Below are 26,128 nucleotides of genomic sequence, written 5' to 3' on the forward strand. Positions count from 1 at the left end.
GATGGCGTCGCATCAGTCACTCTTTTTGTGGCTGATCTACCGTCATCGCGGGCAAGTCCGCTCCCACACTTTGATGTGCAGTGCGCAGCGCACATCAGCACTGAGCCGACACTAGCAGCATCATTGGACGCTCTTGTTCTTCGGCCAGTTCGGGCCTCGCCATCAGGTCCGCTTTGCTCGGCCCCCATTCTTCAATGTGGTTGAGCGTAAACCCCGCCTGTATCAGCAGATTGAGCAACGTGCCCAAGGTGCGGTGCTGCTTGATCACGCCATCGGCCAGCCAATGGGTCACCCGTGGCCCTTCCAATTGATAGCCGTCCACCGGCCAACTTTTGCGCCCCTGGTCATCAACCAGCCACCCCGGATTACGCGGCGCCATGAAGATCGGGTGCTCGATGGAAAACACCAGGCGCCCGCCCGGTACCAGGGCCTGGTGGATGCGCGCAAATAGCCCCTGGAGGTCGACGATGTAATGGAACGCCAGGGAGCTGTAGGCCAGGTCGAATGCGCCCGCCGGCAGGTCGAGCTGTTCCAGGTCGGCGATTGCATAGGTGATGGTCGCCGCCGAAGTCATTTCATTGGCCCGCGCCAGCATCTTCTGCGACACGTCCAACCCCAGCACCTGCGCAGCGCCCTGTTCCTCGGCCCAGCGGCTGAACCAGCCATAGCCACAGCCCAGGTCCACCACCTGCAAGCCACGCATCGGCGGTAGCAAAGCCTGCAAGGCAGGCCACTCCGGCGCACCGGCCAGGCCTTCGACCGAGCGGCCCATCTTGCTGTAGCCCTCGAAGAAGGCCGGGGTGTCGTAGATATTCTGGGTCATGGGCTTATTCCGTGCGGGTAAGCGCCTATTTTGCCAACAACGCATCCACTTCGTCAGTACCGGGTGAAGTCGCCGGCCCCCAACGCGTTACCGCCAAAGCGGCTGCCGCATTCGCGCGACGCGCTGCTTGCGAGGGTTGCAAGCCCTTGGCCAGCCCCGCCAGAAACACACCGGCATGGGCATCGCCCGCGCCGTTGCTGTCCACCGCCTGCACCTTGAAACCCGGCACATGCTCGGCCTTGCCCTGGCGACTCACCCAGCAGCCATTCGGCCCGTCGCGCACCACCAGCAGCGCTTCGGCGGGCAAGTGACGGTTGAGTTCGCGCAGCGCTTCGGCCAGCGTACTGGCGCCGCTAAACGCCAGGGCTTCCGGGCCATTGCTGGTCCAGATATCGATGCGCGGCAGCAAGGCAACCATCAAGGCCGAGTCCGGCGCCTTGACCAACGGCCCCGGGTCGAACACCACGGTGATCTCCCGCGGCAGCGCCAGCAGCCAATCGAGCAATGCCTGGGCCTTGCCTTCGAGCAACAGGCTGTAGCCGCTGACGTACACATAGTCGTCCGCGCGCGGCACCACGCCCGCCAGGTCCTCTGCGCTCAAATCCCCTTCAGCGCCGATATGCGAAATAAAGGTGCGTTCGGTACTGGCCTCGGTCAGCGACACACACAAACCGGTGTCCTTGCCCTCGCTGGCCGGCTGGGCCATTTCCACGCCCTCGGCCTGCATCGCGGCGCGCGCCAGGTCACCGAAGCGCCCGTGGCCATGGCGGCCGAGGTAAACCACCGGCAAACCATTGCGCCGGGCGGCAGCCATCACGTTGAAGCCGCCGCCGGCTTCGAAACTGGCCGATTGCGCCAGCACATCGCCGCCGGTTGCAGGCAGTGTGTCGAGGGCCATGACCAGGTCGACGATGACCTGGCCGGTGTGCAGCAATCTAGACATTAGCGCGCTCTACCAAAGCCGGGCGACGGTCAGCTGCGCCGCCCAGTACTGCATAAATCCCACCAGCCACCAGGAAGGTGACGATCCAGCCCAGGCCGTTGTGGCCCAGCCAGGAGTCGGACAAAGGCCCGGCGAACCAGATATTTTCGGCGGTGGTGCCGATGGTGGTGAAGCTGAAACCCAGCACAATCGCCACAGCCCAGGCGCCGAATGCACGCCATTCCACGCCGCCGCGATACCAGTAGGCGCTGCTTGGGCTTACGTCCAGCAGGTCTTTGGGGCTGTAGTAGTGACGGTGAATCAGGTCGACCACAAAGATCCCGACCCAGGCGGTGATGGGCACGGCCAGCAGCGAGATGAAGGTGATGAACGGGCCATAGAAACTGTCGGCGATCAGCATGAAGTAAATGGAGCCGGCGAAGATCGCCACGATATCGACGATCACCGCGTGCACGCGCTTGACCTTAAGACCCAAGGTCAAGGTGGTGAGACCGGCCGAGTACACCGAGAGGTTATTGGAGAGCAACAGCCCGCCGAACGCGGTGATCAAGTACGGCACGGCCATCCAGGTCGGCAGCATGTCGCGGATCGCGATGATCGGGTCGGTGGCCGACGCCAGGTCGTTGTTGCCCACCGACAGCAGGCCGCCGAGGGTGATCAACAGCACCAGCGGAATGCCCGCACCAAATGCGGCAGACGCCACCAGACGCACGGCCTTGACGCTGCGGTGCTGGTAGCGCGACATGTCGGCACCGGCGTTGGCCCAGCCGATACCGGTACCGGCGGCCATGGTGCCGACGCCAATGATCATGGCGCTCAGCGGCGCCGGGGTGGCGTTGAACACCGCGCTCCAGTCGATAGTGGCGCAGAGGAAGCCGCCCACCAGGATATTCAACGCGCCGAACACGTAGGTGGCCCACTTCTGGATCACCAGCAAGGTGGCGTGGCCGAGGCCGGACACGGACAAGGTCAGCAGCACGAAAATCGCGATAAAGATCAGCGTGAGCACCGGCGCGCTTTTGGCTTCGACCGGCGAGCCGAACAGGATCGAACACAACGACAGCAGCACAAAGGCAGCCGTGGTGGTGTTGACGGTTTCCCAACCCAGGCGCGACATCAGCGAGACCAGCGTGGGACCGATATTGCCGCGCACACCGAAGATGGCGCGCGACAGCGTCAGGCTCGGCGCGCGGCCGCGACGGCCGGCAATCGAGATGATGCCCACCACGGCAAAGGAGCCGGCGGCGCCGAGAATCGCCACAATGATCGCCTGCCAGATCGCCAGGCCACGAAACGCCACCAGGGTCGCGCCGAGCGGCAAGCCGAGGATGCTGATGTTAGCCGCGAACCACACCCAGAACAGTTGCAGCGGATGGCCATTGCACTCGCCTTCGGGGACCGGTTCGATGCCGCGTGTTTCCAATTGCCCGGCACTTTGGCCGGAAGAAGTGCTGCTCATGAGGGGTGCTCCTGGTGCCTGTATTGTTGTGGTTGTGGCAGATAGTCAAAGCTTTAAGCGGTCGTCCTGACTCAAACACGATTTAAGGTGGGGGCTGGCTTGCCTGCGATAGCGGTCTTTCAGTGAGTGCATCAGTGGCTGGCACACCGTTATCGCAGGCAAGCCAGCTCCCACATTTTTTGATCGGTGGTGATCAGCGCAATTGCAGCAGCCCCTGCACCAGTGGCTGCAAATCCAGACCATTGACCTGCTTGACCTGCTCAATCATCGCCTCAGGCCAGCACTGCATCCCAAGACACGCGCCCAACATCGCGCCCAACATGGCGGCAATGGTGTCGGTATCGCCGCCAAGGCTGGCCGCTAGGCACAGCGCTTCGACGGCATTCATGTCGCCCACCGCCACTTGCTGGGCGAGGGCAAACGACACCACCACCGATTCCTGGGAAGCGACCGAGGTGCCGATCAGTTCGTAAAGCAGATCGGCAAACAGGGCTTTGTCGCCGCTGCCGACGCTCAAGGTGCGTGCCCAACTGATGCGCGTGGAAATCCGCCCACCGGCGATCCAGTGGCCATGGCCTTCGGCCTGCTGCGCGAGCTGGGTGCCAATGTTCAGGGCTTCACCCAAATCCACACCGTTGATACCTGCCGAAACCACTGCCGCCACCGCCGCCGCGCTGGAAATGCCCAGGTTGGTGTTATGGGTGACCTGGCAGGCCTGGATCACCGCCTGGATAAACTGCGCCGGGTCGCTGACGTCGGCGGCAATGCCGACCGGCGTGATGCGCATCGCGGCGCCATTGGTGGTGCCGTAGCGCCCGGATTCTTCCGGGGTGTGCCCGGCGAGGATCATGTCGATGGCGCGTTTGGTCGATGGCCCCAGCAAGTCCTGGGAGCCTTTGGCGCGCATCGCCGCTTCCCACTCGATCAGGCGCTGGGCGAGTACCGTGGGTTCGATTTTGCCCTGCCCTTGCACCAGCAACTCACCGACCAGGATCGCCTGCTCGGTGTCGTCGGTGATGGAGCCTGCCGGCATGTTCGGCGCGATGGGTTGGTCGGCACCAGCATCTTGCAGAGCGGTGATGGCCCCGAAGCGCTGCTGCACCTGCTCGCGGCTCAACGACTGGGTGGGCATGCCCAATGCATCGCCCAGGGCCAGGCCGTAGAAGGCACCGAGGGCGCGATTTTGCGCGGTCATTTCGAAGCTCCAAACTGCAGGTGCAGGCGAAAGTGCAAAGGGTCGAGCAAGCTTTCGACATACTCCATGAGACGCTCGCGGCGGTCGTAGGTAGTGCGCGAGGCTTTGAGAAACACCGTACCGGCTGGGCGGCCGAGCAACTCGGCGTCTTCATCGCTCAAGGGCTCGGCACCGATCCACTGGTCCCCTTCGGCGCCCACGTAGCCGTAAGCGGCCAGCGTGATGGTGAGGGAGTTGTCGATCAGGCCGACACGGGGCAGGCTTTCCAGGCCACCGGTAGCAGGCATCAACGAACGCTCCAGAGAAACGGCGGTGCCATCGGTGGTGCGCCGACGGCGGTCGAGGGCGATAAATTGGTCGCTGCCAAAACGGCTGAGCAGGTCCGGTCGAGTCACGGCTTCCAGCCGCAGGATGTCGGTGGTGACCAGTGCGCCGGTATCGGCCAGCGCCTGTGCCCAGCCACTGCGTTGGTCGAGCACCATGCCATCAAAGGTGACGATGGAGCCGACGCCGCTTTGCGTGGCGATGTAGTTGCGCCGTTTGAGCTCAGCCAGGGCTTCGCGCAAGGTGCCACGGCTGACCGCAAACTCCTCGGCCAGTTGATGCTCGCCCGGCAGCAGGAAACCGTCGGCCATTACTCCACCTTCGATACGGCGGATGAGTTCGTCGACGACGCGTTTTTTCTTATCAAATCGGACATGTCTAATCATGTACAAATTGATAACCGAAAGCGCCCGACAACAGCAAGCGAATTATTTCAGGGTGATGAAAAAGCCAGTCTCAGGGTTCGAGGCCAATGCGGAAAAATTCCCCGCCGCTCCAGACACCAAGCCAGTTCTGACCGTTGATCGGACGGCTGACCGCCAGTTCGACCAACTGGTAAAACACGTTGCGATGCACAAGGGCTTCAAGGTTGGTGCGCACTCGCAGGTAGGGCGCGGGTTCTTGGGTGATCGGGTCGATTACCACGCGCAAGGGGTGTTCAAGGCCCGCTTCAATGTCCTCGTCGACATTGGTGGTGAAGCGCAGCACCTGGCTTTCGCCCTGCCCTTCGACTTCCAGCGTTACCGCGACAAAGGGCGCATCATCGACGCTGATACCGACCTTTTCCACGGGAGTGACCAGGAAATACTCATCGCCATCGCGGCGAATGATGTTGGAGAACAACTTGACCATCGGCTTACGCCCGATCGGCGTGCCTTGGTAAAACCAAGTGCCGTCACGGGCGATGCGCATGTCGATGTTGCCGCAAAAATCCGGGTTCCACAGGTGTACCGGCGCCGGCCCCTTGCCCTTGGGCAGTTGGGCCAATAGATCATTGGCCTTGGCGGAATCGGTCATAGGGTTCTCCTCTGGATTTTTATTGATCACCCATCCCCAACAGGCCACGGGCGTATTGGGCCAGCGGGCGGGCAATCAAGTCTTCTGGCTTGTTGTCGTGGAACGTCAGTAAACCGCCACGACTGCGAATGCGTGCAGTATCAATCAAATACTGGGTGCTGGTCTCGATCAACATGATCTGGATCACGCCGCTGTCCAGGCCGACACGGTCCAACGCTTGCTGGTCGGTCCACTCATCGGCATTGCCAATACGGTCATCGGCTGCCGCAAAGCGGCAATAGAGCAGGTAGTGAGCGCCTGCCGCACGGGCTTCGGCCATGGCTTGTTCGAGGCCTTCCGGCTTGCGGGCGCGGCGCACCATCGGGAAATATTCGACGAAGCCGTTGAAGGCTTCTTCGGCCACCACGTTAGGTCGCGGATAGGCACTGCCCGGCGGTACAAAAGCGCCTTGGGCAATAAACACAAAGGAGTCCGGCTGTATGCGCACCGACGCGGTACGGCGGGTATCACTGTGGTCCAGCAGCCCGGCGTCGCTCATTTGATAGCGGGTGCCTTCGGCCATATCGCTGACGGTCATGCAGCCACTCAGCGCCACTGACGCCAGCAACAAAACCAGACTACGCATCCTAATCCTCCAGAAGCCGGTGACGGAAAACCGGCGAATGGGCACTTAATGCAGAATCCGCGCCATTCAAGAACGATGCATAACCAAATGTGGGAGCTGGCTTGCCTGCGATGCAGACACCCAGGTACATCAAGTACACCGAGGTGATGCAATCGCAGGCAAGCCAGCTCCCACAAAAAGCCTGCTCCTACATTCGATTGTGTGCGGTGTTAGCCGCCGATGATCTTCATGACCGTGGCGCCGCCAGAGAAGGCCACTTCCTGCTTGTCACCCAGGGCCTTCATCAATAAACCTTGCAAGGCCGGCAGCGCCTGATGACGTGGCTGGTCCAGCAGGTCGCCCACGTAATGGCGGTTACTCGACGACAAACAGCCATGCAACCAACCGGTAGACGACAAGCGCAAGCGCGAGCAGGTGCGGCAGAACGGCACGCTTTCATTTGCGATCACGCCAAAGAAGCCCTTGCCCGGCACTTCATAGCGCACCGCCGTGGCATCAATCGGCGCGTTGGCTTGCAGGTATTCGTGATGTTCGCCGATCAGGCTGAGCAGTTGCTGCAAGCTGACGAACTGCTGCAGGAACGCATTGGAATCCTTGGCCAGGTGGCCCATGCGCATCAATTCGATAAAGCGCAGCTCGTAGCCGCGCTCCAGGCAGTAGTCGAGCAGCGGCATCACCTGGTCCAGGTTCTGCCCGCGCAACGGCACCATATTGACCTTGATCTTGATGCCGGCGGCGCGGGCCTGGTCCATGCCATCGAGCACGGTGGCCAGGTCGCCGCCACGGGCGATACAGCGGAAAGCGTCCGCATCCAGGGTATCAAGGGACACGTTGATGCGCCGAATACCGGCGTCGACCAGCAGTGGCAACTTGCGCGCCAGCAGTTGGCCGTTAGTGGTCAGGCTGATATCACTGAGGCCCATGCCGCCCACGGCGCCCATGAAGGCTTCCAGCTTGGGGCTGACCAGCGGTTCACCGCCGGTGATGCGCAAACGTTCGATGCCGGCAGCTTCGATCAGATAGGCAACGCCACGCGCCATGGCCTCGGCCGAGAGTTCGTCCTGGGCAGCCACCAGCCGCTTGCCGTTTGGCACGCAGTAGGTACACGCGTAATTGCAGGCTGAGGTCAGGCTGATCCGCAAATTGCGAAATCGCCTGCCTTGACGATCAACGATCATGGAACACTCCGGCAGAGGATGGTTCAGGCGCGCTAAAAGCTGACTGAAAAATCAGCTTTTAGCAAGCGTCCTTGCCTGAGTATATTCCTGGGGTACTGCAAGCGGCAGCAAATCATTGCGCCATCACTGTCGGGAATAGCTTAAACAGCGGGAGCGTCGCCGCTCTTGGGCTCAGCGCTCGGCAGCTCAGTGCTGTGCTTGCGCTTGTTGCCCATGCGTACGCCAATGTCCATCAGGAACTGGAAGAAACCTTCCTGATCTTCCAGCACATTGCTCCAGAACGGCGAGTGGTACAGCGCAACGGCGCCATGTACCAATGCCCAGGCGGCGCAGTAGTGGAAATACGGCGGTACGTCTTCCAGCTTGCCTTCGCTGATGCGGCCCTTGATCAGCAGGGTGAGGCGCTCGAAGTTCGAGGCGCGGATCTTGTGCAGCTCCTCGACCATTTCCGGCACCTGATGCCCCTTGACCACCTTTTCTTCCAGGCGGTCAAACAGGCGGTAGCGCTGCGGGTCACGCATGCGGAACTCGAAATAGGCGCGTGACAGCGCCTCCTTGTCCTTGTCCACATCAGCCGAATGCAACAGCTCGTTCAAATCGCGCTCGTAGTCGAGCATCAGCCGCAGGTAGATCTCGGCCTTGGATTTGAAGTGTTTGTAGATCGTGCCTTTGCCGATACCCACGGCATCCGCAATCATCTCGACGGTGACGCTGTCTTCACCTTGTTCGAGGAACAACTTGAGCGCGGTGTCGAGAATTTCCTGCTCACGGCGGCGAAACTCACGGACCTTACGGGGTTCTTTGTGCATGAGGAAGAGGTCTGCAGAGGTCGGAATTAGGGAGGGTTACGCAGGGCCACGGATACGTGGCGATACGATTTACCCGATGCGAGGGATTATCCCGACTGAACGGTCGTTGGGCAACGCCTATGTGAACCCACCGCGCACTTTAGTTTCAGCGCGCCAACGAATGGCCGGGTATCAGTCAGAAATAATACGCAACAACTACAGCCGTGCATCCGCTCAATGAGAACTCAAGCGAAGCGCGCGTATTCCAAATCTGTTTAAAAAACGACCAATCGCGACTGGACTGAATCGGATACTGATCAATACTTGAACTGTCGGCGTGACATCTCCCCCAAGTGACGCGTCGACCTGGGTACCGACGGACTGTGTGCCCTTGTTTTACTCCTAATGGTCTTAGCCCGGATTCACCCCCCAGAACCCGGGTTTTTTTTGCCTGCGATTTGGTCGCCTCAACCGGCCACGTGCGCCAGCGGAAACAGACGCTTGAAGTTCTCGGTGGTCTGCTCGGCAAAGCGCTCAACGGATTCGCCGCGCAGCATCGCCAGGTAATCGGCTACATCACGCACGTATTCCGGCAGGTTTGGCTTGCCGCGATGGGGAATCGGCGCAAGATAAGGCGAATCCGTTTCCACCAGCAGGCGGTCGGCCGGCACCTGACGCGCCACGTCACGCAAGGCGTCGGCGTTGCGGAAGGTGACGATGCCCGACAGGGAGATATAGAAACCCAGGTCCAGCGCGGCCTTGGCCATGTCCCAGTCTTCGGTAAAGCAATGCAGCACGCCAGCCTGGGGCAAGGCAGCTTCGCGCAACAGCGTGAGGGTGTCAGCGCGAGCGCCTCGGGTGTGGACGATCACGGGTTTGCCAGTCTGCCGGGCCGCTTGCAGGTGCAGGCGGAAGGAGGCTTGCTGCAGCTCGGCGGCTTCAGGCTCGTAGTGGTAATCCAGGCCGGTTTCGCCAATCGCCACCACGCGTGGGTGGTTGAGTTCGTTCAAGAGCCAATCCAGGGCCGGCGCTTCACCCGGCTTGAGGTCCAGCGGGTGGATACCGACCGAACAATCGACATCGGCATATCGATCAGCCAAGGCTTTGACGTCGGCGGCATTCTCCGCGCTCACGCCGATGCACAGGAAGTGCCCTACCCCACGCTGGCGTGCCGCTTCCAGGGCGGCGTCGAGGGAGCCGCCGTGCTGGGCGAGGTCGAGGCGATCAAGGTGGCAGTGGGAATCTACGAGCATAGGAAAGTACGACTTAATTCATGGGAAGTGTCTGGCCGACGATACACCCGTCGGCCACGGAAATTAACGCCGGCCGAGCAAGCCAACCCATTGCACCAGCAGTGCTTCGAGCAACAGCACGCGGTTGAGGTTGGCCTTGCCGAGGACTTTCTGGCGTTGGGCTAAAATCCAGTCCTGGATGTTCAGCACCTTGTCCTGCGCACTTTTTTGCGCCAGGTACTGCACCACTTTGCGCATGTCCGGCAGGCCGAGGCCATTTTCGTCCTGGGTTAACTGGTAGCGCAGGATCAGGCTCGACCAGTCACAGAACCAGTCGAACAGCAACAGCAACGGGATATCCTTCCAGGCGCCTTCGGCCAGTTGCGTGGCGGACTGTTCCTGCTTGAGCAGCTTCTTGACGCCATCCACCACGAGTGCGCGTTGCTCACGCACGCCTTGGGCCTGCAGCTTAACCGCCGCCAAGGGTGAACCGGCAGCCAGGGTCAGCAACTCGACACGCTCGTCGGCAGAGCATTCCGGCAGCGCCTGCGCCAGCCATTGCAAACTCATGGCCTCGCTCGGCAGCGGGCAGGCCTGCTGCACGCAACGGCTGCGAATGGTTGGCAACAGGCGGCTGGACTGGTGGCTCACCAGCAACAGCACGGTGTCGCCCGACGGTTCTTCCAGGCTCTTGAGCAAGGCATTGGCGGCGTTGATGTTCATCGCCTCCACCGGTTCGATCAGTACTACTTTGCGCCCGCCCATTTGTGCGGTCTGCACCACAAAGCTGACAAGGTCACGCACCTGGTCGACCTTGATCGCCTTATCGGCCTCTTCAGGTTCGAGCAGGTAGTTGTCGGGGTGGCTGCCGGCCTTGAGCAACAGACAGGATTTGCACTCGCCGCAGGCTTCCAGGTTGATCGGTTGCTTGCACAGCAGGCTGGCCATCAGGCGCTCGGCCAGGGCGCGCTTGCCGATGCCGATGGGGCCGTGCAGCAAATAGGCATGGGCATGCTGGGCGCGCCCGGCCAATTGCTGCCAGAGGCTGTCCTGCCACGGGTAGGCTTCAGCCACGGGCGCGCTCCAGAAGTTCGGGCAGCAGAGCATCGATGGCCTGCTGTACCTGCGCCAGTGGCTGGGCTGCGTCCAGTAAGGAGTAACGCGCAGGCTCAGCCTTGGCGCGCTGCAGGAACGCGCTACGGACCGCATTGAAGAATGTCGAACCTTCCAGCTCGAACCGATCCAAGCGCCCACGGGCACTGGCGCGAGCCATGCCGACTTCGATCGGCAGGTCGAACAGCAGGGTCAGGTCGGGGCGCAAGTCGCCTTGGACGAAAGCCTCCAGACTGGCGATGCGCTCAAGGGACAAGCCGCGCCCGCCGCCCTGGTAAGCATAAGTGGAATCGGTAAAACGGTCGCAAATCACCACAGCACCCCGTGCCAGGGCCGGGCGAATCACTTCGGCCAAATGCTGGGCGCGGGCGGCAAACACCAACAGCAGCTCAGTGTCCGGGTTCATCTGTTCTTCACCCGTTGCCAGCAACACTTCACGAATGCGCTCGGCCAGCGGCGTACCGCCGGGCTCACGGGTCAACAGCACCTCGATGCCTTCAGCGCGCAAACGCTCGGCCAGGTAATCGCGGTTGGTGCTTTTGCCGGCGCCTTCCGGGCCTTCCAGGGTAATAAACAAGCCAGTCACAGGCAGTCCTTAGTCAGAGTCATTGCGGGCTTTGCGGCGCAGCGGCGTCCGGCGCTGGCTCGGCGTTTTTTTCAACCGGCGCGGCATCGGCCGGTGGTGTCGCGTCTTCCGGCGGTTTTACCGCCGGTGCCGGGCTGGAGCGATAATCGGCGCGGCGCTTGAGCTGGAACTCACGCACGGCGGCATTATGCGCATCCAGGTCATCGGAGAAAATATGGCTGCCATCGCCCCGGGCGACGAAATACAGGCTGCTGCCGGCCACCGGGTTCAAGGCGGCATGGATCGCCTCGCGGCCGACCATGGCGATCGGCGTCGGCGGCAGGCCGGCAATCATGTAGGTGTTATAGGGGTTGGCTTCCTTGAGGTGCGCGCGGGTCAGCTTGCCGGTGTAGCGCTCGCCCAGGCCGTAGATCACCGTAGGGTCGGTCTGCAGCAGCATGCCGATTTTCAGGCGGCGCACGAACACCCCGGCGATCTGGCCGCGCTCTTGCGGCACACCGGTTTCCTTTTCTACCAGGGAGGCCATGATCAGCGCCTGGTAAGGGTCGGTATACGGTGCATCGGCGGCGCGTTGGCTCCATTCCTGGGCCAGTACATCATCCAGGCGGTTGTAGGCTTTTTTCAGGAATTCGACATCGGTCATGCCGCGCACGAAGCGGTAGGTGTCAGGAAAGAATCGCCCTTCGGGAAACACGCCAGGGTGGCCGAGCTTGTCCATCACCTCGTTGTCGCTCAGGCCAGACAGGGTCTGCACGATCTTTTCGTGTTTGGCCAACGCTGAACGCACCTGGCGGAAGTTCCAGCCTTCCACCAATGTCAGGCTGTATTGCACCACTTCACCACGCTGCCACAAGCCGATCAGGCCTTCGGCAGTCAGGCCTGGGGTCATGCGGTATTCGCCGCTGTGCAGCGGCTGGCCCTCGAGGTTGAAGCGCCAGTACAGGCGCAACCAGAAGGCGCCATCCAGCACGCCTTCGGTTTCAAGGCGATTGAAGGTGCCCGTGGGGGTTGCCCCGGCGGGTACATCCAGCAATTGTTCCTGGGTCAGATTCAGGGGCTGCTTCAGCGCAGAGTCGAGCTTCCAGGCCGAGAAGCCCAGCAGCAAGCCTGCCGAGACCAGGCTGATCTGCAGCAGTAAAACCAGTTTTCGTATCAACTCAAATTTCCAATAGCGCGCGAACAATGCCCTGCAGTTTACGGGTGAGCGGCCCAACCGACCAGCTCATCCCGGCGCAACCACGTACGGGCCAAATGCCATAAACGCTGTTGCACACGAAAACTTCGTCGGCCTGTTGCAACTGGTCCATGCTGATGTCGGCCACGGCCACCGGGATGCCCAGGGTTTGCGCCTGCGCCAGAATCTCCGCGCGCATGACACCGGCAACCCCGCAACGATTCAGATCAGCGGTTAGTAACAAGCCATTGCGCACCATAAACAGATTGCTGAACACCCCTTCGATGACGCGGCCGGACATATCCAGCATCAAGCCCTCGGCATGTTCGGCGTCCTGCCATTCGGCGCGGGCGATCACCTGTTCAAGACGATTAAGGTGCTTGAGACCGGCCAGCAACGGCTGCTCGGCCAAGCGAGTGGCGCACGCAAACAGGCGGATGCCATCGGTTGCATGGGCCAGGGGATAAGCAGCGGGCGGATTGCCCTGCAAGATACGGCGCACGGGGACGCCAGGGTTGATGCCATAGCCGCGCAGGCTGTCGCCACGGGTGAGGATCAATTTGAGTACGCCATTACCCATGGCAGCGGCGTAAGCCAGCACTTCGCTGCGGATCAGGGTTTGATCCGCAATCAAGGCGAGGCGCCTGCACCCCTCTTCAAGGCGTTGTAGGTGACGGTCGAGCAGCACCGGCTGCCCGGCCTTGACGGCGATGGTCTCGAACAGGCCATCGCCGTACGCCAGGCCACGATCTTTCAGGGGCACGCTGTCCGCTGGCTGACCGTCGACCCAGCTGTGCATCACTCGGCGAACCGGCGGAACACCAGTGAACCGTTGGTGCCACCGAAACCGAACGAGTTGGAGATCACCACGTCGATCGGCATCGGCTGCGCTTCGTGAGGCACGAAGTTGAGGTCGCAGCCTTCGTCCGGCTCATCAAGGTTGATGGTCGGCGGAGCGACCTGATCCTTGATGGCCATGACGCTGAAGATCGCCTCGACCGCGCCCGCCGCACCCAACAGGTGGCCGGTCATGGACTTGGTGGAGCTGACCGCCAGCTTGTAGGCGTGCTCACCGAACACCGACTTGATGGCTTCGGCTTCCGCCAGGTCGCCCGTCGGGGTCGAAGTGCCGTGGGCATTGATGTACTGCACCTGGTTGGCGTTGACCTTCGCATCGCGCAAGGCGTTGGTGATGCAACGTGCAGCACCGGCACCGTCGGACGGCGGCGAGGTCATGTGGTAGGCGTCACCGCTCATGCCGAAGCCAATCAACTCGGCGTAAATGGTGGCACCGCGCGCCTTGGCGTGCTCCAGCTCTTCGAGTACCAGCGCACCGGCACCGTCGGACAGTACGAAGCCATCACGGCCCTTGTCCCACGGACGGCTGGCGCGAGTCGGCTCGTCATTGCGCGTCGACAGCGCACGGGACGCGCCGAAGCCACCCATGCCGAGGCCGCAGGCAGCCATTTCGGCGCCACCGGCGATCATCACGTCGGCTTCGTCATAGGCAATGTTACGCGCCGCCATGCCGATGCAGTGCGTGCCGGTGGTGCACGCGGTGGCAATGGCGTAGTTAGGTCCCTGGGCACCCAAGTGGATGGACAGGAAACCGGAAATCATATTAATGATCGAGCCCGGCACGAAGAACGGTGAAATTCGACGGGGGCCGGAATCGTGCAGCGTGCGGCTGGTTTCTTCGATATTGGTCAAACCGCCAATACCCGAACCCATGGCCACGCCGATGCGCTCACGGTTGGCGTCGGTGACTTCCAGGCCGGCATTACGCACCGCCTGAAAACCGGCTGCCAGGCCGTATTGAATGAACAGGTCGAGCTTGCGGGATTCTTTGATCGAGAGATATTCCTCGACATTGAAGCCCTTTACCGAGCCGCCAAAACGGGTGGAATAGGCTGAAAGGTCCGTGTGTTCGATCAGACCGATACCACTGTGGCCAGCCAGAATGCCCTGCCAACTGCTCGGCACATCCGTACCCAGTGGCGACAACATACCCATACCGGTGACTACGACGCGTCTACGCGACACAGCACTCTCCTTTTTCTAATGACGACACTTTGCTTCGCAGCTTACTTTTCATCACCGCTTAAAGAAAAAACCGCACGCCGTTACAGCAGTGCGGTTTTTCCCTGACAGCAAGCGACGACTACAAACTATTACGCTTGGTGGGCAGTAACGTAGTCGATAGCAGCTTGAACAGTAGTGATTTTTTCAGCTTCTTCGTCCGGGATTTCGGTCTCGAATTCCTCTTCCAGAGCCATCACCAGCTCAACGGTGTCAAGGGAATCGGCACCCAGGTCTTCAACGAAGGAAGCGGAGTTGGTCACTTCTTCTTCTTTAACGCCCAGTTGCTCGGCAACGATTTTCTTGACGCGCTCTTCGATGGTGCTCATACCTTGTTTAACTCCTAATGGACAAATTCAGGCAGCTGGCCAGTGGGTAAGTGTATAGAAAGCCTTTTCAGCTTTTCAACTGAAAGCTTCACCCTCGTACCCGACCGACCACCTGCCTATAAATTAAGTTGCAGCTTTATAACGGATTTTAGACAGCTCGTATGACATTTTTTTGAAGCGATCCGTCACAATTTAACTCATGTACATCCCGCCGTTCACCGGGATTGTAGCCCCAGTCACGTATGCCGCACCGTCGGATGCCAGGAAAGTGACCACATTTGCGATCTCTTGAGCCTGGCCCAGACGGCCCAGCGGAATCTGGGTCAGCAAAGCTTCACGCTGAGCTTCCGGCAGTTCGCGGGTCATATCGGTGTCGATGAACCCTGGGGCCACCGAGTTGACCGTAATCGAACGCGAACCGACTTCACGGGCCAATGCACGGCTGAAACCTTCCAGACCGGCCTTGGCCGCGGCATAGTTTACTTGGCCTGCGTTGCCCATGGCACCCACTACGGAGCCAATATTGATAATTCGGCCCCAACGCGCCTTGGTCATGCCGCGCAAAACGCCCTTGGACAGGCGAAACAGACTGTTCAAGTTGGTATCGACCACGTCGTACCACTCGTCGTCTTTCATGCGCATCATCAGGTTGTCACGGGTGATACCGGCGTTGTTCACCAGAATAGCCGGTGCGCCGAACTGTGCAGTAATTTCAGCCAGCACAGCAGCAACAGACTCGTCGCTGGTCACATTCAGCTCAAGACCGGTGCCCTGTACGCCGTTTTCCTTCAAGGTGGCAGCAATACGCTCAGCGCCCGAAGCGGAAGTGGCGGTGCCGATCACAACGGCGCCTTGACGGCCCAGTTCCAGGGCGATCGCCTGGCCAATGCCACGGCTTGCGCCAGTAACCAGTGCAACTTTACCTTGCAGACTCATGCAGGCTTCTCCTAAAGGGTTTCAGGCCAGTGCCGCGCGCGCGGCAGCGAAGGCATCCGGGGTATTGAGGTTGGCAGTCGACACGCCATCGGCGCAGCGCTTGTTCAGGCCGGCCAGGACTTTGCCCGGGCCGCACTCGACCAACTCAGTGGCACCATTGGCAGCCAGGGTCTGTACCGACTCAACCCAGCGTACCGGCTTGTAAAGCTGCTCCAGCAGGTCGCGCTTGAGGGTGTCGAGGTCGGCGGCAACGGCCGCACTGACGTTCTGCACCAGCGGGATCTGCGGCGCTTGCCAATTGATGGCGGCGATGGACTCGGCAAAACGCTCGGCAGCCGGGCGCATCAGCTCGCAGTGGGACGGCACGCTCACCGGCAACGGCAAGGCGCGCTTGGCACCACGGGCCTTGCAGCCTTCAATGGCGCGCTCCACAGCGGCCTTGGCGCCAGCGATGACCACCTGGCCAGGGGAGTTGAAGTTCACCGCGCTGACCACTTCGCCCTGGGCCGCTTCGGCACAGGCTTCGATCACCACAGCGTCGTCCAGGCCGAGGATAGCGGCCATGCCGCCCTGCCCGGCCGGAACAGCTTCTTGCATCAGCTGACCACGACGCTCGACCAGCTTGACCGCTTCAGAGAGGGTCAGGCTGCCGGCGGCCACCAAGGCGCTGTACTCGCCCAGGCTGTGACCGGCGACGTAGGCCGGGCGCGCGCCGCCTTCGGCCAACCACAAGCGCCACAGGGCGATCGAGGCGGTCAGGATCGCCGGCTGGGTTTTATCGGTTTGATTGAGTTGCTCTTCCGGCCCTTGCTGGGTCAGTGCCCACAGGTCGTAACCCAGGGCATCGGAAGCTTCCTTGAAAGTTTCCAGGATCAGTGGATGTTGCGCGCCCAGCTCGGCCAACATACCGAGGGACTGCGAACCCTGCCCTGGAAAGACGAATGCGAGGGATGTAGACATGTAACAAGCCCCTAATGATCTGGTCGTCAAAAATGCTCGCACCGAAGGTGGGCGCGAACGAAACTGACAGATTGGATGGTCAATTGAACTGGCCGGTCACATTTAAGCACTCCCGGGCCGATTCGCCTAAGGCAACAGATCCTCAAGACGCCCGTGCAAGCGTTGCGGCAGGTTTTCCTGGATCTCGATCAATGCCCGCGCAATCGCACTTTGAAAGCCCTGCACACCTGCAGAGCCGTGGCTTTTTACCACAATGCCCTGCAGCCCCAGAAAACTCGCGCCATTATGCCGTGCCGGTGCCAGGTCGGCCTGCAGGCGGCGCATCAACGGTAACGCCAGCGCGCCGACCATGCGTGAGGCCAGGTTCTGCTTGAACAAGGCCTCGATACGCGTGGCAATCATGGTCGCCAGGCCTTCGCTGGACTTAAGCAGGATATTGCCGACAAAACCGTCGCACACCACTACATCCGCCTCGCCTCGGTACAAGCCGTCACCTTCGACAAAACCGATGTAGTTCAAGCCCCGTGCGCCCTGCAACAAAGTCGCAGCCAGCTTGACCTGCTGATTGCCCTTGATGTCCTCGGTGCCGATATTGAGTAACGCCACACGTGGCCGGACCACACCCAACGCCTCAGCGGCCACCGAGCCCATCACAGCAAACTGGAGCAGGTGCTCGGCACTGCAATCGACGTTTGCACCCAGGTCCAGCAGTTGGCAATAGCCTTTCTGCGTCGGAATCGCCGCCACCATCGCTGGCCGATCAATCCCCGGCAACGTCTTGAGCACATGCCGCGACAACGCCATCAACGCCCCGGTATTGCCGGCACTGACACAGGCTTGCACCTTGCCATCACGCAACAACCCAAGGGCCACCCGCATTGAAGAGTCGGGCTTGCCACGCAAGGCCGCCGCGGGCTTTTCATCCATGCTGATGGTTTCGCTGGCCGCAGTAACTGTCAGGCGCGCGCGATCCACCGCCGGATGGCTGGCAATCAGTTCTTCAAGTAGGGAATGTTGACCGACGAGGGTCAGGTGCAGCGAGGGCGTAGCGGACAGGCTGGCAATGCAGGCCTGAACAATGCTGCGGGGACCGAAGTCCCCGCCCATTGCGTCAATCGCGATGACTTGAGCAGACAAGTGATTACTCGTCAGCGCCCTTGTCGATCACTTTACGGCCACGGTATACGCCTTCTGGCGATACGTGGTGACGCAGGTGAACTTCACCGGTGGTTTTTTCTACGGACAGAGTGCTTGCCGTCAGGGCATCGTGCGAACGACGCATGTCACGGGCAGAGCGGGATTTTTTGTTCTGCTGAACAGCCATAATTGATTAACTCCTAAACGTTTGGGTCACGCTTTAACTGCGCCAATACACTGAACGGGTTGGACCGCGTTACCTCGTCCTCGCTCGGCTCGGCCTCGTCATCAAGGCCCTCCGGCTGCTGGCATTCTTCCGGATGATGAGCAGGCACAATGGGCAAGGCGAGCAAAAGCTCCTCCTCGATCAGTGCATGCAGATCCAAAGGATCTTCGCCCAGTTCCAGCACGTCATAACCTTTCGGCAACGACTGGGTATTCGCACCCTCTTTCACCACAGCATAACTGCATTCGCTGTGGATCGGCAGGGTGACCAGCTCAAGACAACGCTGGCAAACCATTTTGACTTCGGTGTCGATAAAGCTGTGTATTACCACAGACTTACGTTCATCTCGTTCAAAAACGAATTTAGCCTGCACCGTACCGACAGTGTCGGAAAGCGGGTCGCAGAGTCTCTCCAAATCGGCCAGCAGCACTTCACCTTGAAGGGTGGTGCCACGATCAGCCAATTTGCGCGGGTCAACGTGAGGTGGAATCGGGTCATTCAACATAGGCGCAGCATTATAGGGATGCACCCAGCCATGTCAAAGGAAATTCAGCCCTGTGCGTCAGCTGGTCGCCCCGCTAGAATCGGCGGCTGCCTCGAGGAGACACCCATGCTGCCTTTATTACTCGCTTCCAGCTCGGTTTATCGCCGGGAATTGCTGGCCCGCCTGCACCTACCGTTCATCTGCAGCTCGCCGGATATCGACGAAAGCCATCGCGCAAATGAATCGGCCATTGAGCTGGTCAAGCGCCTGGCGCAAGAGAAAGCCCGCGCCCTCGCCGCCAGTCATCCAGGACACCTGATTATCGGCTCGGATCAGGTGGCCGCGCTCGATGGCCGCATTATCGGCAAACCTCATACCTTTGAAAACGCCCGCGAGCAATTGCTGGCAGCCAGCGGCAAACGCGTGAGTTTTTTAACTGGCCTGGCGCTGCTCAACAGTGAGACGGGCCACTGCCAGGTAGATTGCGTGCCGTTTACCGTGCAGATGCGCGAACTGAATGTAGAACGCATCGAGCGTTATTTGCGTGTGGAACAGCCTTATGACTGCGCAGGCAGCTTCAAGGCCGAAGGGCTGGGTGTGAGCCTGTTTCAGAGTACCGAAGGGCCGGATGCGACCAGCCTGATCGGCCTGCCGCTGATTCGACTGGTGGACATGCTCCTGGCTGAAGGCGTGCAAATCCCCTAGGCCCACCCCAAAACCACTGTGGGAGCTGGCTTGCCTGCGATAGCGGTGGGCCAGTCACTTTCAATGTCGACTGACCCGGCGCTATCGCGGGCAAGCCCGCTCCCACATTTTGAACTACCACAAAGCTGATATTTCAGCGCAGCGTCGGGCCCTGGAAGCCCATGTAGTAGGCCAGCTTCTGCGCCACACTGGCGCCGAGTTTCTTGGAGAAGCGATCAAACGGCGATTCCTGAACAGTGAAGTCCACCAGCTCCTTCTCACCAATCACATCGCGCGCCACCGAACTGGCACTGCCCAAGCCATCGATCAAACCCAATGGCAACGCTTGCTCACCGGACCACACCAGGCCGGAGAACAGCTCCGGATGGTCTTTGTCTTTCAGACGATCGCCGCGCCCCTGCTTCACGCTGGCAATGAACTGACGATGGGTGGTGTCGAGCACGCCCTGCCAGAACTGGGTTTCATCGGCCTTTTGTGGCTGGAACGGGTCCAGGAACGACTTGTGCTCACCCGAGGTGTAGGTGCGACGCTCCACCCCCAACTTCTCCATGGTGCCGACAAAGCCGTAACCGGCCGCTGTCACACCAATGGAACCGACGAGGCTGGCCTTGTCGGCATAGATCTGGTCAGCGGCGCTGGCGATGTAATAGGCACCCGAGGCGCCCAGATCGGAAATCACCGCGTACAGTTTGATGTCCGGGTGCAGCCCGCGCAGGCGGCGAATCTCGTCATACACATAGCCAGACTGCACAGGGCTGCCGCCTGGGCTGTTGATGCGCAGGATCACGCCCTTGACCTTGGGATCTTCGAAGGCTGCACGCAGGCCGCCGACGATATTATCGGCGCTGGCGGACTCCTTATCGGCAATCACCCCATTCACGTCGATTAAGGCGGTGTAGTTGTTGCCACGGGTGGCGCTTTTTTCCATGTCCATCAGCGGGCTGAACAACGCCAGCATGGCGATAAGCCAGATAAACGTCAGCAGCTTGAAGAAAATCCCCCAACGCCGTGCACGGCGCTGTTCCTGAACACTGGCCAGCAGGGTCTTCTCCAACAACTTCCAGCTTTTATCATCACCGCTTTCGGCCTTTTCGGGCGCTTTCCACTCGTCACTCATGCCATTAACCCCAGCAAAGACTTATCAGGCCCGGCTGAGCCAGGCTTGCAGTTCAGAAAAATGATCAATCGTCAGCCTGGGCTCGTATGCCTGCAAGGCTTCGGCTGCCTGAGCACCGTAGCTGACCGCCACGCTGTCCATGCCAGCATTGCGTGCCATCATCAGGTCGAAGGAAGCGTCACCCACCATCAACGCCTGACGCGGCGCTACGCCGCAATGCGCCAGGATCTGCTCCAGCATCAGAGGGTGAGGTTTGCTGGCGGTTTCATCCGCTGCACGGGTAATACTGAAATAATCTTCAAACCCGTGGGCCTTGAGCACCCGATCCAGCCCGCGACGGGCCTTGCCGGTGGCCACGGCCAAGTGATAACCCTCGGCGCGAAACGCTTCCAGGGATTGCCTTACGCCGTCAAACAGCGGCGAAGGCGTGGCCTCCAGCGCGATGTAGTGATCAGCGTAATGATCACGAAAGGTCACCAGTTGCGCATCGCTGATCCGGGGGTACAAGGTACGGATCGCCTCGGGCAGGCCCAGGCCGATAATGCCTTTTACCGCCAGATCAGTGCATAACTCGAAACCCGAACGGGTCGACGCCGCGTGCATTGAGTCGACGATGCGCCCAATGGAATTGCACAGCGTGCCGTCCCAATCAAAAATCAGCAGCTTGTAGTCAGGGTGCGACACTCAAACGCTCCACGGTCTTGGCCCACATCTCATCGACCGGCGCCTGCAACTTCAGCTCGCCGCCATCGGGCAGCGGTACGGTGAGCATGTAGGCGTGCAGGAACAGGCGCTTGCCGCCCAGGTCACGAATTTCCCTGGAGAAATCCTCATCGCCGTACTTGGTGTCACCGGCGATGCAGTGGCCCGCGTGCAGGGTGTGCACACGAATCTGGTGGGTACGCCCGGTCACCGGCTTGGCCTCGACCATAGTGGCGAAGTCACCGAAGCGGCGCAGCACCTTGAACAGGGTCAGGGCTTCTTTGCCCTCCTCGTCCACTTCGACCATGCGCTCGCCGGAGCGCAGGTTGCTCTTCTGCAGCGGCGCACGCACGCTCTTGATGGAGCTGGCCCAGTTACCACGCACCAATGCCATGTAGCGCTTGTCCACGCCATCGCCACGCAAGGCGGTGTGCAGGTGACGCAACATGCTGCGTTTTTTGGCGATCATCAGCAGGCCGGAGGTGTCGCGGTCCAGGCGGTGGACCAGTTCCAGCTCCTTGGCATCGGGTCGCAACTGACGAAAGGCTTCGATCACCCCGAACGTCAGGCCACTGCCGCCGTGAACCGCAATGCCGCAAGGCTTGTTGATCACGATCAGCTTGTTGTCTTCGAAGACAATCGACGCTTCCAGGCGCTGCAACAGGCCCTGGGCCAATGGCACCGGCTCGTCACGCTCAGGCACGCGCACCGGCGGCACACGGACGATATCGCCCGCCTGCAGCTTGTACTCGGGCTTGATCCGGCCTTTGTTCACGCGCACTTCACCTTTACGCAAGATGCGGTAAATCAAGGTCTTGGGCACGCCTTTGAGCCTGGCCAGGAGGAAATTGTCGATGCGTTGGCCGGCATATTCCGGCGAGACCTCGAGCAGCTGGACGCTGGGGGTCTGGGGGGCGGTATTCGTCATGGCGGCGATGATAACAATTTTTTATGGAATTGAAGCACTTAATCATTGCTGCTATAGTCGCGAACGCCGCCAAAAGCGGCCTGGACAGAGGACTTGCGGCAATCTGCCGGCCCTGACCATCGCAATTCATCAGGACGCGAGGCCGTCCTACGGGGCTTTTGCCACCCTGGAAGGCTCAGGATTGTAACAAGCGCAGGTGACATGAGGCCTGAAGCGAGTGCAGAAAGCAGAGTGAATACTCGCGTTCTGCGCCGATATTTACGGCCAGTTCACAAAGTGCAGTCAGTCTTGAGCCAGACCACGGCGAATGCTTCGGAAACAACGCCTGTTAAGAGCTGAGTGAGAGCGCAGTCGCCCACACCTAGTCTTGTTTAGCCATGAGCGTGGACTCCCCATTGGAGTACACGGTAAATGCCAACCCGCTGCGGATTCTGCGCGCGGCAGCACCCGAATTATCAGGGATACGTGTAGGGTGGAGATGCACAACCGTCGGACCGTGTAGCATTAGGCTTATAAGACGCTTCATCTCGTCCACAGTCGCCGGTTGATTCCTCCTCCTGACCTTAGCTTTTGTTGAAGTGGTGCCTTTGTCACCACCGCTAACAAGCAGGACGCGTCCGTCGCGATACCGGCCCAATTGGCTCGTTATTGCTGGACACTGGAGTGGCCAACCACTCTTGACGCACCTGACACCGACCGTGAGAAGTCGTGTGTGCCGAACGCCGTTTCCGGCAGCCCGGAAACCGACGGTACAACATGAAAAGAATGCTGATTAACGCAACTCAACCCGAAGAGTTGCGTGTTGCACTGGTAGATGGCCAACGCCTCTATGACCTGGACATCGAATCCGGTGCACGCGAGCAAAAGAAGGCCAACATCTATAAAGGCCGTATTACTCGCATCGAACCAAGCCTTGAGGCTGCCTTTGTCGATTTCGGCTCCGAGCGCCACGGCTTCCTGCCCCTCAAAGAAATCTCCCGCGAATACTTCAAGAAAGCCCCCGAAGGCCGCGTGAACATCAAGGACGTCCTGAGCGAAGGCCAGGAAGTCATCGTTCAGGTCGAAAAAGAAGAACGTGGCAACAAGGGCGCTGCCCTGACCACCTTCATCTCCCTGGCCGGCCGTTACCTGGTGCTGATGCCGAACAACCCACGTGCCGGCGGCATTTCCCGTCGCATCGAAGGCGAAGAACGCAACGAACTGCGTGAAGCGCTGAACGGCTTGATTGCTCCTGCCGACATGGGCCTGATCGTGCGCACTGCAGGCCTGGGCCGCAGCAGCGAAGAAATGCAGTGGGACCTCGACTACCTGCTGCAACTCTGGACCGCCATCAAAGAAGCCTCCCTGGATCGCTCCGCGCCGTTCCTGATCTACCAGGAAAGCAACGTGATCATCCGCGCCATCCGCGATTACCTGCGCCAGGACATCGGCGAAGTGCTGATCGACAGCGTTGAAGCCCAGGACGAAGCCCTGACCTTCATTCGCCAGGTGATGCCGCAGTACGCCAGCAAGATCAAGCTGTACGAAGACAGCGTTCCGCTGTTCAACCGTTTCCAGATCGAAAGCCAGATCGAGACCGCCTTCCAGCGCGTGGTAGAACTGCCTTCCGGCGGCTCCATCGTGATCGACCCGACCGAAGCCCTGGTGTCCATCGACATCAACTCGGCGCGCGCCACCAAAGGCAGCGACATCGAAGAAACCGCCCTGCAGACCAACCTGGAAGCGGCTGAAGAAATCGCCCGCCAGTTGCGCCTGCGTGACATCGGCGGCCTGATCGTGATCGACTTCATCGACATGACCCCCGCCAAGAACCAGCGCGCCGTGGAAGAAAAAGTCCGCGAATGCCTGGAAGCTGACCGTGCCCGCGTACAGGTCGGCCGTATCTCGCGCTTCGGCCTGCTGGAAATGTCCCGTCAGCGCCTGCGTCCCTCCCTGGGCGAGAGCAGCGGCATCGTCTGCCCGCGTTGCAACGGCACCGGCATCATCCGTGACGTTGAATCGCTGTCGCTGGCGATCCTGCGCCTGATCGAAGAAGAAGCCCTGAAAGACCGCACCGCCGAAGTTCGCGCGCAAGTGCCGATCCCGGTGGCCGCTTTCCTGCTTAACGAAAAACGCAACTCGATCACCAAGATCGAACTGCGCACCCGTGCCCGCATCGTCATCCTGCCGAACGATCACCTCGAGACGCCGCACTTCGAAGTGCAACGCCTGCGTGATGACAGCCCGGAAGCCCACAGCGGCCAGTCCAGCTACGAAATCGCTGCTGCCGCTGCCGAAGTGGAAGAAGTCCAGCCAGCCGCCGCGACCCGCACCCTGGTTCGCCAGGAAGCGGCCGTTAAGACAGCACCGGCACGTGCCAACGCTCCGGTACCGACCGAAGTGGCTGCACCGGTTGCCGCGCCGGCCGCCATGCCTGAGCCAAGCCTGTTCAAAGGCCTGGTGAAGTCACTGGTCAGCCTGTTCGCCAGTAAAGAAGAGCCTGCTGCGCCGGTTGTGGTTGAAAAACCGGCCACCGAGCGCCCGGCCCGCAACGAAGAACGTCGCAACGGCCGTCAACAGAGCCGTAACCGCAACGGTCGCCGTGACGAAGAGCGCAAGCCCCGCGAAGAACGTGCACCGCGTGAAGAACGCGCACCACGTGAAGAGCGTGCACCTCGCGAAGCCCGTGAAGAGACCCCGACTGTAGCCCGTGAAGAACGTGCACCGCGCGAAGAGCGCGCGCCACGTACTCCACGCGCCCCACGTGAAGACCGCAAGCCACGTGGCGAGCGTGAAGAACGTGTGCGTGAACTGCGCGAGCCGCTGGACGCCGCACCAGCGGTAGCTGCCGTCGCTGCCGAAGCTGCCAGCGAAGAACGCCCGGCTCGCCAGCCGCGTGAAGAACGCGCCCCACGTGAAGAGCGCCAGCCGCGCCCACCGCGTGAAGAGCGTCAACCACGTGCCGAGCAAGCCGCTGCCACCAGCGAAGAAGAAGTGCTGACCGGTGAAGAGCAACTGCAGGAAGACGGTCAGGACAACGCCGAAGGCGATCGTCCACGCCGCCGCTCCCGTGGCCAGCGTCGCCGCAGCAACCGCCGTGAGCGTCAGCGTGATGCCAACGGCAATGTGATCGAAGGCTCGGAAGAGACCGGCGAGAACGGCGAAGCTGCAACCGCAGAACCGACGGGCGCCGAACTGGCTGCCGGCCTGGCTGTGACCGCCGCAGTTGCCAGCACCGTGATCAGCGCACCGGCTGAAGCCCAGGCGCATGAGCAAGCTGAACGCGCTACCGCTGCTGTTGAAGAAACGGCTGCTGCAGAAGCACCGGTTGCCGAGACGCCAGCGGTTGAAGCGCCGGTTGTTGAAGCGCCAGTCGTCGAAGCCACTGCCCCGATCGAAGCCCCAGTGGTTCCGGAAGTGGAAGTTGCCTCGCCAGTGCGCGACGCTCAACCAGAAGTCGAAGTGGCTGCTGTCGAGCCTGCACCGGTAGTCGAGCCTCAGCCAGTGGTTGAAGCCGTCGTTGACGCGCTGGTTGTCGAGGAAGCCGCCCCGGCAGTGCGTGAAGTTCGCGAAGAACAGACCGCTTTCCAGTGGACTGCCGAGCCAGCTGCACCGGCTGAAGCGCCAGCACCTGCCCCTGCGGTGGAAGAAGCGCCTGCACCGGTTGCCGAAGTGGTTGCCGAGCCCGCCCCAGTGGTTGAGCCTGCACCCGTGGTTGAAGCGCCAGTGGTTGCCGAAGTCGCAGCGCCCGTGGTTGAAGCCGCGCCTGCCAGCGCCCTGACCGAAAACGGCCGTGCGCCGAACGACCCACGTGAAGTGCGTCGTCGCCGCAAGGAAGCTGAAGCCGCCGCTGCTGCAGCCGCTGCCGCACCGGCTGCCGAAGTGATCGAGGCTCCAGCCCCGGTTGAGCACAAGGCCTTGGAAACAGAGCACGAGCCTAAACCCCTCGTCTGATTCCATCCGCTACTAAAAAGCCCCGCCTGAGTGATCAGGCGGGGCTTTTTTATGGGCGTTCAACTTTTGCCTTGTGGAGATCAAAGGTGGGAGCTGGCTTGCCTGCGATAGCATCACCGCAGCGTGTCTGACACA

The 26,128-nt window shown here is 60.8% G+C and carries 26 protein-coding genes; 2 read left to right on the top strand and 24 right to left on the bottom strand.

The features are described from left to right. Positions 1-94 precede the first annotated feature (94 nt). From HX790_RS08900 to HX790_RS09000, 21 genes are all read right to left on the bottom strand, one after another. A complete protein-coding gene (locus tag HX790_RS08900) occupies positions 95-823 on the bottom strand; it encodes a bifunctional 2-polyprenyl-6-hydroxyphenol methylase/3-demethylubiquinol 3-O-methyltransferase UbiG (protein WP_176991442.1) in 729 nt (242 codons plus the stop codon). A gap of 25 nt (positions 824-848) precedes the next feature. Continuing rightward, the gene (locus HX790_RS08905; protein WP_176991443.1) at positions 849-1,766 is read right to left on the bottom strand and encodes a PfkB family carbohydrate kinase; all 918 of its coding nucleotides are present in this window, start codon (positions 1,764-1,766) and stop codon (positions 849-851) included. Next, positions 1,759-3,225, bottom strand: a complete 1,467-nt coding sequence (locus HX790_RS08910; RefSeq protein WP_017138354.1) for a cytosine permease — start codon at positions 3,223-3,225, stop codon at positions 1,759-1,761. Before HX790_RS08910 ends, HX790_RS08905 begins: the two co-directional genes overlap by 8 nt. Before the next feature lie 193 nt (positions 3,226-3,418). Then, complete coding sequence (locus tag HX790_RS08915; RefSeq protein WP_099548160.1) at positions 3,419-4,420, bottom strand: ADP-ribosylglycohydrolase family protein; 1,002 nt, start codon at positions 4,418-4,420, stop codon at positions 3,419-3,421. Continuing rightward, complete coding sequence (locus HX790_RS08920) at positions 4,417-5,130, bottom strand: GntR family transcriptional regulator (protein ID WP_017138356.1); 714 nt, start codon at positions 5,128-5,130, stop codon at positions 4,417-4,419. Before HX790_RS08920 ends, HX790_RS08915 begins: the two co-directional genes overlap by 4 nt. Before the next feature lie 70 nt (positions 5,131-5,200). Continuing rightward, entirely contained in the window at positions 5,201-5,761 is a 561-nt protein-coding gene (locus tag HX790_RS08925; RefSeq protein WP_017138357.1) for a DUF1285 domain-containing protein, read from the bottom strand. A 19-nt stretch (positions 5,762-5,780) separates the two neighbouring features. Continuing rightward, complete coding sequence (locus HX790_RS08930; protein ID WP_017138358.1) at positions 5,781-6,386, bottom strand: DUF4823 domain-containing protein; 606 nt, start codon at positions 6,384-6,386, stop codon at positions 5,781-5,783. A 209-nt stretch (positions 6,387-6,595) separates the two neighbouring features. Beyond that, a complete protein-coding gene (locus tag HX790_RS08935) occupies positions 6,596-7,564 on the bottom strand; it encodes a GTP 3',8-cyclase MoaA (RefSeq protein WP_176991444.1) in 969 nt (322 codons plus the stop codon). Between the two features lie 140 nt (positions 7,565-7,704). After that, a complete protein-coding gene (locus HX790_RS08940) occupies positions 7,705-8,373 on the bottom strand; it encodes a TetR/AcrR family transcriptional regulator (protein ID WP_017138360.1) in 669 nt (222 codons plus the stop codon). A 446-nt stretch (positions 8,374-8,819) separates the two neighbouring features. Beyond that, entirely contained in the window at positions 8,820-9,605 is a 786-nt protein-coding gene (locus HX790_RS08945; protein ID WP_138449119.1) for a TatD family hydrolase, read from the bottom strand. A 63-nt stretch (positions 9,606-9,668) separates the two neighbouring features. Beyond that, positions 9,669-10,658, bottom strand: coding sequence for a DNA polymerase III subunit delta' (locus HX790_RS08950; RefSeq protein WP_099548162.1), 990 nt, complete (start codon positions 10,656-10,658; stop codon positions 9,669-9,671). Next, positions 10,651-11,283, bottom strand: a complete 633-nt coding sequence (gene tmk, locus HX790_RS08955) for a dTMP kinase (RefSeq protein WP_017138363.1) — start codon at positions 11,281-11,283, stop codon at positions 10,651-10,653. The genes HX790_RS08950 and tmk overlap by 8 nt, the downstream gene beginning before the upstream one ends. Before the next feature lie 19 nt (positions 11,284-11,302). Beyond that, on the bottom strand, positions 11,303-12,439 hold the full coding sequence (gene mltG, locus HX790_RS08960; protein ID WP_176991445.1) for an endolytic transglycosylase MltG: 1,137 nt from the start codon (positions 12,437-12,439) through the stop codon (positions 11,303-11,305). A 1-nt stretch (position 12,440) separates the two neighbouring features. After that, complete coding sequence (gene pabC, locus HX790_RS08965; protein ID WP_176991446.1) at positions 12,441-13,256, bottom strand: aminodeoxychorismate lyase; 816 nt, start codon at positions 13,254-13,256, stop codon at positions 12,441-12,443. After that, the gene (gene fabF / locus HX790_RS08970) at positions 13,256-14,500 is read right to left on the bottom strand and encodes a beta-ketoacyl-ACP synthase II (RefSeq protein WP_017138365.1); all 1,245 of its coding nucleotides are present in this window, start codon (positions 14,498-14,500) and stop codon (positions 13,256-13,258) included. Before fabF ends, pabC begins: the two co-directional genes overlap by 1 nt. Before the next feature lie 128 nt (positions 14,501-14,628). After that, positions 14,629-14,865, bottom strand: coding sequence for an acyl carrier protein (gene acpP, locus HX790_RS08975; RefSeq protein WP_016973676.1), 237 nt, complete (start codon positions 14,863-14,865; stop codon positions 14,629-14,631). Between the two features lie 192 nt (positions 14,866-15,057). Beyond that, the gene (gene fabG, locus HX790_RS08980; protein WP_015885432.1) at positions 15,058-15,801 is read right to left on the bottom strand and encodes a 3-oxoacyl-ACP reductase FabG; all 744 of its coding nucleotides are present in this window, start codon (positions 15,799-15,801) and stop codon (positions 15,058-15,060) included. Positions 15,802-15,822: 21 nt separating this feature from the next. Further along, a complete protein-coding gene (gene fabD / locus HX790_RS08985; protein WP_099548165.1) occupies positions 15,823-16,761 on the bottom strand; it encodes an ACP S-malonyltransferase in 939 nt (312 codons plus the stop codon). A gap of 126 nt (positions 16,762-16,887) precedes the next feature. Further along, positions 16,888-17,898, bottom strand: coding sequence for a phosphate acyltransferase PlsX (gene plsX, locus HX790_RS08990; protein ID WP_176991447.1), 1,011 nt, complete (start codon positions 17,896-17,898; stop codon positions 16,888-16,890). Positions 17,899-17,902: 4 nt separating this feature from the next. After that, positions 17,903-18,085, bottom strand: a complete 183-nt coding sequence (gene rpmF / locus HX790_RS08995) for a 50S ribosomal protein L32 (RefSeq protein ID WP_004371305.1) — start codon at positions 18,083-18,085, stop codon at positions 17,903-17,905. 13 nt (positions 18,086-18,098) lie between these two features. Continuing rightward, the gene (locus HX790_RS09000; RefSeq protein WP_005790551.1) at positions 18,099-18,629 is read right to left on the bottom strand and encodes a YceD family protein; all 531 of its coding nucleotides are present in this window, start codon (positions 18,627-18,629) and stop codon (positions 18,099-18,101) included. 105 nt (positions 18,630-18,734) lie between these two features. On the opposite strand from HX790_RS09000, the gene HX790_RS09005 reads away from it, so the two are divergent. Further along, on the top strand, positions 18,735-19,313 hold the full coding sequence (locus HX790_RS09005; RefSeq protein WP_138449123.1) for a nucleoside triphosphate pyrophosphatase: 579 nt from the start codon (positions 18,735-18,737) through the stop codon (positions 19,311-19,313). Positions 19,314-19,446: 133 nt separating this feature from the next. Here HX790_RS09005 and HX790_RS09010 read toward each other — a convergent pair whose 3' ends face one another. The 3 genes from HX790_RS09010 to rluC are packed head-to-tail and all read right to left on the bottom strand — an operon-like array spanning position 19,447 to position 22,060. Further along, positions 19,447-20,430, bottom strand: a complete 984-nt coding sequence (locus tag HX790_RS09010; protein ID WP_017138369.1) for a S49 family peptidase — start codon at positions 20,428-20,430, stop codon at positions 19,447-19,449. A 24-nt stretch (positions 20,431-20,454) separates the two neighbouring features. Then, positions 20,455-21,114: an HAD-IA family hydrolase gene (locus tag HX790_RS09015; protein ID WP_017138370.1), complete on the bottom strand. Its 660-nt coding sequence runs from the start codon at positions 21,112-21,114 to the stop codon at positions 20,455-20,457. Further along, positions 21,101-22,060, bottom strand: a complete 960-nt coding sequence (gene rluC, locus HX790_RS09020) for a 23S rRNA pseudouridine(955/2504/2580) synthase RluC (protein WP_169985036.1) — start codon at positions 22,058-22,060, stop codon at positions 21,101-21,103. The genes HX790_RS09015 and rluC overlap by 14 nt, the downstream gene beginning before the upstream one ends. A gap of 756 nt (positions 22,061-22,816) precedes the next feature. On the opposite strand from rluC, the gene rne reads away from it, so the two are divergent. Further along, positions 22,817-25,993 carry a ribonuclease E gene (gene rne / locus HX790_RS09025; RefSeq protein ID WP_176991448.1) on the top strand — a complete coding sequence of 1,059 codons (3,177 nt, stop codon included), beginning with the start codon at positions 22,817-22,819 and terminating at the stop codon, positions 25,991-25,993. The last annotated feature ends 135 nt before the right edge of the window (positions 25,994-26,128 follow it).

Source organism: Pseudomonas sp. IPO3747 (assembly GCF_013385245.1).
Lineage (GTDB): Bacteria > Pseudomonadota > Gammaproteobacteria > Pseudomonadales > Pseudomonadaceae > Aquipseudomonas > Aquipseudomonas edaphica.

Bases quoted from the DNA above. Each gene is read 5' to 3' on its own strand.
- acpP (WP_016973676.1), bottom strand. From the start codon at position 14,865: ATGAGCACCATCGAAGAGCGCGTCAAGAAAATCGTTGCCGAGCAACTG.
- rne (WP_176991448.1), top strand. From the start codon at position 22,817: ATGAAAAGAATGCTGATTAACGCAACTCAACCCGAAGAGTTGCGTGTT.
- HX790_RS08900 (WP_176991442.1), bottom strand. From the start codon at position 823: ATGACCCAGAATATCTACGACACCCCGGCCTTCTTCGAGGGCTACAGC.
- HX790_RS08930 (WP_017138358.1), bottom strand. From the start codon at position 6,386: ATGCGTAGTCTGGTTTTGTTGCTGGCGTCAGTGGCGCTGAGTGGCTGC.
- fabD (WP_099548165.1), bottom strand. From the start codon at position 16,761: ATGTCTACATCCCTCGCATTCGTCTTTCCAGGGCAGGGTTCGCAGTCC.
- HX790_RS08915 (WP_099548160.1), bottom strand. From the start codon at position 4,420: ATGACCGCGCAAAATCGCGCCCTCGGTGCCTTCTACGGCCTGGCCCTG.
- HX790_RS08940 (WP_017138360.1), bottom strand. From the start codon at position 8,373: ATGCACAAAGAACCCCGTAAGGTCCGTGAGTTTCGCCGCCGTGAGCAG.
- HX790_RS08920 (WP_017138356.1), bottom strand. From the start codon at position 5,130: ATGATTAGACATGTCCGATTTGATAAGAAAAAACGCGTCGTCGACGAA.
- HX790_RS08935 (WP_176991444.1), bottom strand. From the start codon at position 7,564: ATGATCGTTGATCGTCAAGGCAGGCGATTTCGCAATTTGCGGATCAGC.
- fabG (WP_015885432.1), bottom strand. From the start codon at position 15,801: ATGAGTCTGCAAGGTAAAGTTGCACTGGTTACTGGCGCAAGCCGTGGC.
- rpmF (WP_004371305.1), bottom strand. From the start codon at position 18,085: ATGGCTGTTCAGCAGAACAAAAAATCCCGCTCTGCCCGTGACATGCGT.
- rluC (WP_169985036.1), bottom strand. From the start codon at position 22,060: ATGACGAATACCGCCCCCCAGACCCCCAGCGTCCAGCTGCTCGAGGTC.
- HX790_RS08905 (WP_176991443.1), bottom strand. From the start codon at position 1,766: ATGTCTAGATTGCTGCACACCGGCCAGGTCATCGTCGACCTGGTCATG.
- HX790_RS09010 (WP_017138369.1), bottom strand. From the start codon at position 20,430: ATGAGTGACGAGTGGAAAGCGCCCGAAAAGGCCGAAAGCGGTGATGAT.
- HX790_RS08910 (WP_017138354.1), bottom strand. From the start codon at position 3,225: ATGAGCAGCACTTCTTCCGGCCAAAGTGCCGGGCAATTGGAAACACGC.
- HX790_RS09005 (WP_138449123.1), top strand. From the start codon at position 18,735: ATGCTGCCTTTATTACTCGCTTCCAGCTCGGTTTATCGCCGGGAATTG.
- HX790_RS08945 (WP_138449119.1), bottom strand. From the start codon at position 9,605: ATGCTCGTAGATTCCCACTGCCACCTTGATCGCCTCGACCTCGCCCAG.
- HX790_RS09000 (WP_005790551.1), bottom strand. From the start codon at position 18,629: ATGTTGAATGACCCGATTCCACCTCACGTTGACCCGCGCAAATTGGCT.
- HX790_RS08925 (WP_017138357.1), bottom strand. From the start codon at position 5,761: ATGACCGATTCCGCCAAGGCCAATGATCTATTGGCCCAACTGCCCAAG.
- pabC (WP_176991446.1), bottom strand. From the start codon at position 13,256: ATGCACAGCTGGGTCGACGGTCAGCCAGCGGACAGCGTGCCCCTGAAA.